Genomic DNA, 12,396 nt, shown 5'->3' on the forward strand with positions numbered 1-12,396 from the left:
TTTTTATTCCTTACGAGAATGGCTTGAAAATGGTCGAGTACGTCCCGACCTTTCGCTTGCATTACTTTTGCACTATTTAATCCAATCTCAAATCATCAATATAATACACACGCTCTTCTGTTGTGACGTCTCCGTCTGTCCCATCTGGATTGTCTGGTTTAATGACTAATTGATTATAAGTTGTAGGTGATCCCGATGGTGGTAGATTAATGAAAGTGAACTCAATCTCTACCCATTCATTCGCGCCTCCAGAAACCTGACGGAATTGTGGTGCAGGATTACCTGTTACCGGAGTTGTTTGCGGATCTAAGGCCAATTCGAATCTATAAGTCACATCCGAATAACTCGAGTACACTTTTACTTTAAAGGTTTGTGTGGTGAAATCTATCGTACCTGCGGGAAAAGAGTTTTGGATACCTCCCCAGCGGTTTATCCCACTAGGCTTGGTAATTCGCAATACATAATCTGAAGTGTTGATGCCCGACGACGCAGGATTATCTACCAAACTTGTTAAAACGGGATTGCTCTCAACACTTGAAAACGTACTGATAAAAGATTCACAATCCTCGAAATCAACAGGCAGTGAAGTTGCTGCAACGGCATCCCCATCACATCCACCGCCGCCAGTGCTGCCTCCTCCATCGCTAAATAGCGCTAAATCATCAATGTAGTAGATGGCTTCAGTAGAGGTTCCCAATGCAAAGAATAACACAATTTTATCATACTTGTTAGAATCTCCAGCAGCGAAATTAAAGGTCAATTCTTCCCATTGCATTGCACTTCCTGCCGATGTGGTCACAGGTACTTCTTTAAAAATCCCAGCATCATTTTGATCTTCCAATTTTAGCAAGACCGGTGTTTCTGAGGTTGACGACCATACTTTCAGTTTAAAGCCTGAATTTGTATTGAAATCTAATTTTGCGTCCAAAGTAATCTGGTTATTAGCGAACTGAGCCGCACTAGTTCTATCGATTTGACCCACTTTACACGACGTGTTGACCGTGTTGTCAAAATCTGGATTATCAATCCAAGCAAATCCAGCACCATCTGAAGTTATACTTGCCGTTGGGTCGTTTAAGAATGTTAAATTAAAGTCTGCCGCATTTAGTGATTGAGAGACTTCAGGAGTACATGGGGTACCGAGATTGACAAATACCTGTTCAAAATCATCAACATAAAAAGTACCTACAGCATTACCAGCACCATCAACAAATAAAATCATATCATTATAACTTGCTGATGAGTTGAGCGTAAAAGTCAATTCTTCCCAGCCAGTGCCGCCGTGCATTTCTGTATCCTCAACGTCAACGTCTGTACCATCCTCAAATTTTAATAACACAGGTAATGCTTGGTTTGAAAATAGTTTAAATCTCACACCTTTATCTGTAGCAAAATCAATTGGCGTATCTAAATTGAAAAACGCATTTTCAAATTGGTTCCCCACATTGGTAATTTGACCAACTTTAGTTAACTGATCGTTTATACCCGAAAGCTCTGGGTTATCAACTACTGCAAATGAAACGTCACCAGTTATTTTGGTGCTGTAATCTATACTTTCACAATCAAAATCAAATGGCAGCGCTAACTCTGTAATTAAACAGGGTACGTCGTCAGAGTTCAATTGCTCAACATCATCCATATAAAAAGCCCCTGCGGTAGTTCCTGAACCATCAACAAACATGGTGAATTTTGAATAACTCACCGCCGAATCGAAGGTAAAGTAAATGTCTTCCCACCCTGAGCCGCCGTGGCTTGCCGTAGTTTCAACATCTACACCATTACCTGCCTCAAGTTTTACAAGAACGTTAATTGGTATTTGTGACCAGAACTTCATTGTCACAGATTTATCTGTTGATAAATCTAAAGGCAAGCCGAGGTCAAAAAAGAGACCCTCGAACACTGCTCCGCTATTTGTAATTGCACCAACGTTTGATACCAGGTCATTTGCTCCCGATGCATCAGGGTTTTCAACAACTGCAAAGGATGTCCCTTCAAAAGTAGTTGCATCATAGGCAACCAAGGGATCATCAAAAGTAATTGGAAGGGCAATATCTTCTGGAATTTGGATGGTTATTGTATCCTCAAATGTATCTGTGGCACCAGCAACGTTTTTTGCCGTGAGCACAATTGTATAAACACCAGAGGTATATATTTTTGTTGGATTATTTTCTGTGGATGCCGTTCCATCGCCAAAGTCCCAAGAATACGAATCTGCGTTGCTAGACGCATTTATAAAGGTAACTACCCCCGCTTCTTGGTTTATGGTATGCGTAAATAAAGCTTCAATCTTTGGCAAATTTTCATCATCATCGTCACAGCCTGAAAAGCTGAATGCCAATGAGAGCATAAAGACTATTTTAATTCCCTTAATTATGTTTTTCATCTTCTTTGATTTTTTTTGCTGTTGGAAACATTGATGTTAAACTAACGACGCAATACTTAGTGATTGATTAAATTTTATTTTTGGTATACGCGAACATAATCCACCAGCATTGTTTGTGGAAAATTGGTTTCATCATTTGGATTGCCTACATAACTGCCACCTATAGCCAGGTTGAGAAGCATATAGAATGGACGGTCGTTAAAAACCCATTCGCCATCAACATCGGCTGGAGTTATTTGATTATAAAGCTTATTGTCAACATAATAGTTAATATAATTAGGACCCCATTCGATACCAAATACGTGAAAATCAGTATCAAACCTAGCGCCATCAAGTATAAACGATTTTGATACCGCATTACCCGCTGAATATCCTGGACCGTGAACACTACCCGTGATTATGGTTGGCTCTTGGCCACGGTTTTCCATGATATCGATCTCACCAATTTGAGGCCAAACATCAACGCCATCATTATCGTCGCCCAACATCCAGAATGCCGGCCACATACCTCTGCCATAAGGCAAGCGCATGCGGGCTTCAAAGCGACCGTATTTTTGATCGAATTTACCCTTGGTTACCAAACGGGCCGAAGTGTAATTTGAACCCTGAAAATCCTCTTGCCTTGCAGTGATTAAAAGGAAGCCGTTTTCTACTTTTACATTTTCGGTTCTATCTGTATAATACTGTAATTCATTATTACCCCATCTATCCAGACCTTGATCTGAGCCATCACCAATATCAAAACCCCAAAGGTTTGGATCTGGTGCGCCATCAATATCAAAATTATCCTCGATGATCAACGTATCAAAGGTGGTCACTGTTTGGGTATCATCTGAAGAACAATTGGACAAAAGACCTATGGAAATGATCGCAATGCATCCTGTAAAAATTGATTTCATTTTTGATTTATATAAATGATTATGTTTCATAGTTACTTTTATTTCAGACATATATCATGGTTTCTTTATTCTGTATAGAAGTAGATGTTATCCAAAATGAAATTAGGGCCACCGGTTATAATTATTGCTCCTAAATTATTTTTTTGATTCGCAATACCACCAGCTAGCGGTATCTCAAAAGACGTCCATTGACCAACACTTAAATTGGTCAAATCTGTTCTGTAATCTTTATCATCACCATCTGGAAAACCTGTAAATTGATTGGTTTCTATCTCTTGATTGGCACCAATATCCCTAATTTGAATTCCTACCTCAGTTCCTGCTTCTTGAACGTAAACATCGATATGCATAAAAGTCAATGCAGATGCATCAACCGTATCATTGAAAATTATTCCCGTAAAATTATTGTTAGCATATGATAAAAAAGAATCGCCTGCACCACCTACTAAAGCTGTCTCTGTTGTAGAACCGCCAAATCCAGGTGCAAAATCAATTTCAGTAGCATTGGTATAAGCATCGCTAAATATAGATTTTACGTTTGCTTGCGGTAAAGTGGGAGCCGGAGCAGATTGGAGACCTCCTGTAGCATTAATTTGTATAGAACCTCTCGCTTCCACGCCATCAATAATAGCCGTTATTAATGCGGTTCCTTCTCCTATCACAGAAATAACACCTAATTCATCTACGATAGCAACTCCTGTATCTGAAGAACTAAAAGTGAAATATGACGGTGCTGTTGTAACCGTTTGATTGATTCCTGAAGCCAAATTATAAGTTTGTGTAAGACCGCTAATTATTATCGAAGAGTCCGTAAAGCTTTGTTGGGTTAAATCTTGTCCTGAAAATATTGCGGGATCTGACTGAGCAATCGTTCCTAAATTTTCAAACCTCACCTCATCAAACCATAAGGTGTATCCGCCTTCATCGCCATCAAAGGATGCACCCTCTGCCAGCCAAAACAAGCCAGCTTCACCAATAAGCTTAGACGCATCTGGGATAGGAATCACGTATTTTTTCCAATTAGTACTTATTTCTAGTCCGCTTAAGGTCGTTAGATATTTATTATTTATATCTCCGTCAATACCAAATCCTACATCATTCAACGTTGCAGCTTGTGATGCCTTAGCATAAAATGTAAGTGCATCATAGCCCGTGAGGTTTCTTTTAACGGTTGTATTGAAGGTGGCACCCACAAAACCATTACCAAACGAAGGGACGTCAAATCGCATGGCAGCGTTTCCCTCAAAAACCTCATCGGTAACCACACTAAACGCTTCGGGATCTGCCCCTTCCCCTACAAAAGGAAAGTAGTCTAAGCCAGCAGAGAATGCGTCGGTAAATACGTCGCCATTAGCCGGGAATTCAGCAAAGACAGCCTCATCGCTTAGCTCCCTTTCACAACTGGTTATTGCAAAAAATAGCAATAATACTGCCCAATGATTTTTTGAGAACACGTTATTTATTTTAGTCATGGCTTTTTATTTATTTTCCAATATTGATATGCACATAGGTTCTAATTTCCCACTCATCGCCATTTGGGAAGCCAACCGGACTTAATGGTGGAACGCCAAATTCTGGTGCCAGAGTTGGAGAGTATCGTGGCGAAAATTCATTCAATGAACGCCAAGTCCCTCTTAAACCAATCGTTGTACTGGGCAAAACAAACCAATCTGGCTTTCCTAAGGATGTGGAAAAATCAAACATAAGTTGTAGTGGGAAGGTTAAGTTGAAATCACGATGATAATCAAAAGGTCCCCAATCATTTATTTTTACGTGTGTTTCCACTTTCATTTTCTTGTATATCGCTCTTACATCTCCACCAAAGCGCCTGATCAATCGCTGACTATCACCATTTGCCTGCCCGTTTCCGTAGTAGAAATTACCTATAATTCCTAAATCTGGGGTTAGTTTAGAGACCATTCTAGAATGTATCTCCCATAAATCTTCAGCAGGAGCAGAATTTGCAAAAGCAAAAAATGTTCGATTGGCCAGAAAACCGATTGCCCCATCTTGTGTTGTTGGAAGGTGACGGAAAACAAAGCCTAAATTCATTGCGAACTCTGCGTCTTCAGCACGATCATTATCCCATTGGTACATCCAAGTCCCTGGCGTGGGATCGAAAGTAAAAAGAATCTCACCTGCTGTTGTTTCTCTATTACCACCTCTTACAGCAAAGGGGTCATCAATCACATTTCTCAGTCTCCCCGGAGCATTGACCCCATTAGGCATTGGATCAACAAGCGGAGCTTGCCACATAAAGTTTGGGGCAATTTGAAAATTGGAGAATGAATAGGTAAATCCCGTTAAGAAATTATTTAGGTTTCCGCTTCCAGAATCTTTCAATCTCCAACCTGTAAATGTTTGGGTAGCATCTGCACCTCCGTTCGCAACTAAGCCCATAATGGCACCCTGGGCGTACCAATTAAATTTTCCTCCCTCGTAAGTTATTTTTGCTTTGCCTCCCCAGTTATCATTACTTTCAACCTTATCAACGTACACAACGCCATCCTTGACGTTTTGAAAAGAACTTCCATTTAATGGTTTACCACTCCAAATACCTCCTAGGGTTAGTCCAAATTTCCCAATCTCTCGCTCTACAGCAATTGTAGCTCTCTCTGTTGGATATGCTGGAATTATACCACTTCGTACTTGATTTTGGTCTAAAATACGACGACCATTGGCATCAATTTGTAATTGAGTCTCAACATCTCTGTTATAAATCCCAGTAAGGGCATAATTACCCAATTTTTTCTGATATTTAAATAACATGGTTGGATTGGCTCCCCACCATAATTGGGGGCCAAATGCTGCTTTCAATCCTTTTGCAGCTCCTTTTCCATCAATCTCCAAACCAAGGATTTCTCCACCATAAATATCTAAATTAGGACCATAGTTCGCTTCAGGATATAAGCCGAAAAAGTCGCCTTCATAGCCCCAATGGTAATGACCTGTTCTATAAAACCCTCTTAAATCGAAATCTTTGGCGTTCCATTCAAATTCCGCTTGGTAAACATTTATCTTATTGATATCTCCCAAGATGACATCGCCATCATCTGAATTAACTGTTAATGGTCTAGACCTATTCTCATAAAAAATTTCATCTATGGGATTTTGGGCTACATTACCAACAACGTTAAAATTGACCTCAGCTCTAACATTTGGCGCAGGATTTCCCTCCACACCAATGAAATAAGATTGCATGTTATCAAAGCCCAATTGATTTGGGAATACATTACCGTCTGGTTCTGGATTCTCTGGGGTTGTGATAAGACTACCACCCGTACTAAACGTAGTGAATCGCGCTGTTAATTGACTAAGTCTAATTTTTTGATCATTTCCCCCAAGTGCAGCCTTGTCACCTCTTGCCTTTAAAACGGCATCCATCAATTGGATATTATTGAAATAATTGGTAACGAAATCGCCGGTCATGTTTTCATCATAAGGGTTTAGCTTATGTGCTTCTTTCAATGCATAATAAGCCGCTCTCGGATACAATTCGTACAAACCACGTTCGTTGGTTGGCCCTTTGGCGCAGATACCAAACCATTCCTCATTCATATTATTCTGACCAGGAGCTAAATCTATATCATATCCGCCATTGGTCCATGACGCATTATTATCATGTACATCTGCATTTTCCCTATCATCAAATCCATATTTCCACCAACCGTCACTAAATTGAAATGTAAAGCCCCCAATAGATATACCCGTTTTTCCTAGTCCAGCCGCATGTTGGTAGATCTCTTTCCAATTTTCAACCATGTAATAGGCTTGCGCTTTTTGATCTTCCCTGTTTTCTTTTGCATTAAAAGCATCTGCCCCAAACTCGGTAAACAATAGCGGCATATCCAGTTTTTCTTTAACAACATCAAACATGTCTGTAAATGACGCACCTCTATAGGTATTGGTTCCGTAAATATCGACGTCTTCACACTCTTCTGCCACGATGTCTATAAAAAGCACATCACCATTACAGATCGCCACGGGGTGTGAAGTATCAATAGATTTCATTGCTTTTGCCGCGTCATTCATTAATTTATACATGGGACGACCTCGTTTCTCACCGATGAAATTCTTTTCTTCCTCATCGTCGGGAAAGTCTTCAGTTTCTGCCCCCTGCCAAAAAAGACCATAGTTATTTTCATTACCTAAGAGGTAAAGTAAAAGCCCAGGTGTATCTTTATAGTCGTTAACCAAATTGGTCACTTCATCCATCAAATGCTCTTGAGTTGCCTTATCATCATAAATAGTGACGGGCGTCCAAACGCCATCTAAAGTGAGACCATACCTACCGAAGGAATGATTTAACATGGTATAGATGCCGTAATTCTTGTAGATGTATTCAATCCATCTTGCTGGAACACCTGTATATTGTCTAATCACGTTTACGCCCATGTTTTTAAGCAAAGACATCTCAGAATCCAGCCCAGCTTTTATAATTTCATCAGATTTTTTCCAGAAATTAGCGTCAACCGTATTGGTTCCAATTGGAATGTAATCCCAGTTCATACCATTAATTATAAATTCCTCTCCATTGACAACGAGTATCATCCCATCTTGGTCATTGCTAACACAAACCATATCGGCTTGGGCGAAAACTGTTGCCGAAAACAAGAAGATCATGAGTATGAGGCCTTGCTTTTTAATTGTCTTATTCATTCAAAGAAAAGTTAAAATGTTAATTTGTTGGTGGACTGATAAACACTCCTTTTTATGACTTGAATCCAATCCCTATTAAATAATTGACCTAGTCAACTTAAAGTAGGTATGCCATCAGGGGATATTAACTTAATGTTAAGTTGTGTTAATATAGCAAATTACACCCAAACAATAAATACACAACACAAAAAAGGACTTGATAATTTACGAAATAATCAATAAACAGTCCTCTTTCTTAGCATTATGACAAATCTATAATTAACACGATGCGCTTATAATTGATTGAAAAAAAACAAATGTATGGGTTTTGAATAGGTAAGAATAGTCGCTATATGGTCGCTCAATATCTAAAATGCAATTCGTGAGACTGGGCTCATGAGATATATTCATTTGTTTTTCCGCAATCGATAGCGGCTGACCTGCACACTGCGCGGGATACGTGCAATATTGGCGCAATTTCTCTTGTTCTCTAAGTTTATCTCAAATAGGCACATGGCTTTAAATCGTTGGGTAAAAGTATAGGCTGTATGGATTTTATCTTCTTCAACTTCTCTTTAATACTATTCAAAAGTTCTTTGTTCTTGTCAAGCGCGGCCAAAGACCAAGTGCTTCAAACAACCTATACGTTTTCATAAATCTTATTGGTAAACCCTTACATAATCCACTTCCATTTGATCTTCAGTAAAAGCAGGATCAATCACACCACCAAGCGATCCACCCATGGCTACGTTCATGATCAAAAAGAAATCGCTCTTAAACGGAAGATCTGGCGTATTTGGTATGCTACGGAAGACTTCGTCGTCAATAAGGAATGTTATGGTTTCTGCCGTCCAATCCAAGGAATAGTTATGGAAGGTTGTAGTTGCTGTAGGCAAAGCTTTAGTTCCCGTATCGCCGGCACCAGGCGATACTGCGGGATGGTGTATGGTCGCCAAAACGGTGTTCTTATCCTGACCTGTTTGCTCTATAATATCGATCTCACCGCATCCTGGCCATGGATTGACTTCAATATCTGCGCCGAGGCTCCACAATGCTGGCCAAGTCCCTTGAGCGGCAGGTAACTTTGCACGAATCTCTACACGACCATAAGTGAACTCATATAAGTTTTGAGTTTTCAATCTTGCTGAAGTATATCCATCACCATTTGCCTTGGCAATTATTCTTAAAATACCGTTTTCTATAGTCACATTTTCAGCATCGTTGGTATAAACCTGTGCTTCACCATTCCCCCAGCCGTTACTACCTGTCCCTATATCATAGGTCCAATTGGCTGGATCTGGCGCACCGTCTGTGTCAAATTCATCGCTCCATACCAGATCGTTGAAGGTAGATGTGAAATCTGAAGTTGCTGGTGTGGTGGTAAACATTTGATACCAAGCCAGATCAGGATTGACATTGTCAAAAAACCTTACATAGAGATAGTTGCTATCAATTTGCAAAATTTCATAAGATGATACCCCTGTATAGTAGCCCATAAAACCATCATTAGTAAAATTCATGACAGTTCCTCTTGGAACAGGAAATTCAGGATCAGCAACTTGGGACCAATCTGTTGATGAAGGCACAAGTGTTACCGCACTTTCTGCCATGGTATCAAATTCAAAGCATGCATCTGCAAATTCGTCTAATTGCTGTCCAACCACAGCTCCATGTGCCCAGTTGAAAAATGTAGATCCATTATTATTCTGATTAAAAGTAAGATTACCTGTAGCATCTAATTCAAAGGTCAAAGATAAATCACAGAAGCAGTCACTGTCTGCAGCAGCACATTTTCCGAAAGCGTCTGTAGAATCGTATTGCGGAAACCAATGTCCATTTAGGGTTCCATCATCTCCAATATCCTGAGCTAAAGTTGGCCCCACACCTAAATGACCATTTTCATCCAGTTTAGGATACCATGTTTTACTGCTTACTTCACCACCACTCAATAGTTGCTTAGCCTCAAGATCATCAAAGGAACTAAAGACCTCTACGTCCAGGGTTGCCGATGAAGACAAGCCGCCAGCACCCAACGCGTTCACTACAACGGTGTAGGTATTCAAACCTACAACACTATAGCGATGAACCGTTTCTCCTGAAGGCACAACGCCATCTGTACCGTCCCCATATGCAAAACTATAGCCAAGCGCTTGATCGGCGGTGGCTTTAAATATTACTTGTCCGCTGCCATCACCGTTGGGATTGTCGGCATCAACGCCTACAATTTCCGTGGTAATGACAATATTGGATGGCGCCACAATTGCACCAAATGTGCTATCATCGTCTTGGCAGCCAGCGCAAAGCAATAATACTGCGAGGATGCCTACGTAATTTCTAAAATTTCCCATAATAGTTCTATTAATCTTTTTCATATTTTTTTTAAATTCTAACCAGCTTATATTGCCAATAGACGCCACCCCCAATATCAACATTTAAATTTATGGTGTTGGCATCCACAAAACTCACATTATAAGTAATGGAACTTGGTACTGCCACATTTGGCAATTCTCCTTGGTTATTGGCTTTAGCCAGCCCAATATAGGCACCAGTTCCATTAAGGGTAATTGTTCCTGCGGAGCCGTTATAGGTATAAGTCGCAGGATTGGAGCCATCATGAGGTGCTACAGGAGTGCCACAACTATCACCACCACCTTGCCAAGCTTCTATCCAACTTTCAGCCCCAAGATCGTTGGTGAAAGTACCATCGGCACCGAAGATATAATTGTCATCATAATAACAAGCTCTTGAATCGACACAAACCGCGTCGCAACTAAAAAAACTGACATCGCCAATCGCCGGACCGATGCCTAAAGCTCCGGCTTCTGGTGCCATTTGCCACGTACCGGCAAGCGGATTGGTTGCACCCTCGCGAATCAATCTATACTGCCAATAAACGCCACCGCCAATATCAACATTAACGTTAATCGTATTGGCATCGATAAAAGAGACATTGTAAGTAATCGAACTTGGTACCGCCACATTAGGCAACTCCCCTTGATTATTTGCTTTCGCTAAACCAATATATGCTCCAACTCCATTAACCGTTACGGTACCAGCAGCTTCGTCATAAGTATAGCTCGCAGGATTGGAGCCATCGTGAGGCGCCACAGGAGTTCCACAACTATCACCACCACCTTGCCAACCTTCTATCCAGCTTTCAGCTCCAAGATCGTTAGTGAAAGTACCATCGGCACCGAAGATATAATTGTCATCATAATAACAAGCTCTTGAATCGACACAAACCGCGTCGCAACTAAAAAAACTGACATCGCCAATAGAAGGGCCAACACCCAGAGCTCCAGCTTCAGGTGCCATTTTCCAAGTGCCTTCCAAACCTTCTCCTGCGGCAGTTGCGGCACGATAGAAATATACATTATCGATAAAGAAATCGAAAGTACCCGTTGGCAAACCTGAAAATATCATTTGTTGAATGGAATTGATAGAGGTCATTCCAGCGTCGGTAAAATCACTCATCGGAATTTCTATAGACACCCATTCATTCTGCGGAAGATCGGTAAAAACAATTTCAGCTTCCGTAGCTTCCCCACCTAAATCAACTAATTTTACACGGAAGGTGGTGGCATTTACGCTCCAAAAGTCCATGTGGAAACTATCCATTTGAGAGGCATCCACTGCGGCATCTCCGTAAAATTCGACACCCACAAAATCAGCATCTGCATAAAATTTGGTATCGTTGCCTGCAATCTGTAAATCGGTCAAGGTACTCGTGCTCCAATCGGAACGCCAAGAACTCACGTTCACGTCCTGCTCGTAGGCATTGCTAAACATGGAAATCACATCTGAATCCTGTCGTGATGGTGGCGTTGGTGCTCCTGTTAATGGTTGTAAAATCTCTGTTACCAAAAAGTCCTCTGTATACTGTACCGTTTCAATCGCTGCACTAAAGGCAGTGACCGTAATGGTGTAGGTTCCAGCTTCGTCGTAAATAAAACTTGCGGTATCGCCATCATTGATCATGACGGGCTCACTTCCGGCTTGACCGAAATCCACCTCATAGCTCAAGGCGAAATCAGCAACTGCAGTCACATTTACTTTTCTGGATACCGCAGCGTCGTTGGTAATTGTGACCACTAAGTTTTCGGGTGCATTGAAAGACACCATAATTTCTTGGGTTACAGAGGTAGACCTTCCGTTGAGTCCAAAAGCTTGAATGCTGGCTTGATAGGTTCCTTCGGCATAGGTATGCTCTACAAAAGCGCCTGGTTGTATATTGGAAGCGGCCTCAGAATTATCGCCATAATCAATGGTAAAGGTTGTTACGCCTTCCGCCAAGGGTGTGATTTTTACCAGGCCCGAGTTGTCTTGCGTCACGGTTACCAAAGCTGAAACATTTGAGGGTGCATTGATCCCGTTTACAAAATCGGTATTGTCATCGTCTTTCTCACAGCCAAAAAATGCGGTCATGACCAGACAAAGACCTAAAGTGTATTTAAAAATTTTCATAGTTTTCATTTT

General features: G+C 40.9%; 6 protein-coding genes. All 6 read right to left on the reverse strand.

The genetic code is table 11. From position 1 onward, the window contains the following. Window positions 1–76 precede the first annotated feature (76 nt). Complete coding sequence (locus tag ESY88_RS21740) at window positions 77–2,383, reverse strand: PKD domain-containing protein (protein WP_147087598.1); 2,307 nt, start codon at window positions 2,381–2,383, stop codon at window positions 77–79. 74 nt (window positions 2,384–2,457) lie between these two features. Continuing rightward, entirely contained in the window at window positions 2,458–3,282 is an 825-nt protein-coding gene (locus ESY88_RS16005) for a glycoside hydrolase family 16 protein (RefSeq protein ID WP_147087617.1), read from the reverse strand. Window positions 3,283–3,347: 65 nt separating this feature from the next. Beyond that, complete coding sequence (locus ESY88_RS16010; RefSeq protein ID WP_147087599.1) at window positions 3,348–4,754, reverse strand: CIA30 family protein; 1,407 nt, start codon at window positions 4,752–4,754, stop codon at window positions 3,348–3,350. 10 nt (window positions 4,755–4,764) lie between these two features. Then, entirely contained in the window at window positions 4,765–7,941 is a 3,177-nt protein-coding gene (locus tag ESY88_RS16015; RefSeq protein ID WP_189702626.1) for a glycoside hydrolase family 2 TIM barrel-domain containing protein, read from the reverse strand. A 638-nt stretch (window positions 7,942–8,579) separates the two neighbouring features. Then, the gene (locus tag ESY88_RS16020) at window positions 8,580–10,292 is read right to left on the reverse strand and encodes a glycoside hydrolase family 16 protein (RefSeq protein WP_223270857.1); all 1,713 of its coding nucleotides are present in this window, start codon (window positions 10,290–10,292) and stop codon (window positions 8,580–8,582) included. 7 nt (window positions 10,293–10,299) lie between these two features. Next, window positions 10,300–12,384 (reverse strand): PKD domain-containing protein, encoded by a 2,085-nt coding sequence (locus tag ESY88_RS16025; RefSeq protein WP_147087600.1) that lies wholly within the window; start codon window positions 12,382–12,384, stop codon window positions 10,300–10,302. Window positions 12,385–12,396: the final 12 nt, after the last annotated feature.

Origin of the sequence: Subsaximicrobium wynnwilliamsii, assembly GCF_007997225.1 — a bacterium.
In the GTDB taxonomy this organism is placed as follows: domain Bacteria; phylum Bacteroidota; class Bacteroidia; order Flavobacteriales; family Flavobacteriaceae; genus Psychroserpens; species Psychroserpens wynnwilliamsii.

Excerpts from the sequence above, each read along its gene's own strand:
- ESY88_RS16010 (WP_147087599.1), bottom strand. The coding sequence starts at position 4,754 with ATGACTAAAATAAATAACGTGTTCTCAAAAAATCATTGGGCAGTATTA.
- ESY88_RS16025 (WP_147087600.1), bottom strand. The coding sequence starts at position 12,384 with ATGAAAATTTTTAAATACACTTTAGGTCTTTGTCTGGTCATGACCGCA.
- ESY88_RS16015 (WP_189702626.1), bottom strand. The coding sequence starts at position 7,941 with ATGAATAAGACAATTAAAAAGCAAGGCCTCATACTCATGATCTTCTTG.
- ESY88_RS16005 (WP_147087617.1), bottom strand. The coding sequence starts at position 3,282 with ATGAAATCAATTTTTACAGGATGCATTGCGATCATTTCCATAGGTCTT.
- ESY88_RS21740 (WP_147087598.1), bottom strand. The coding sequence starts at position 2,383 with ATGAAAAACATAATTAAGGGAATTAAAATAGTCTTTATGCTCTCATTG.
- ESY88_RS16020 (WP_223270857.1), bottom strand. The coding sequence starts at position 10,292 with ATGAAAAAGATTAATAGAACTATTATGGGAAATTTTAGAAATTACGTA.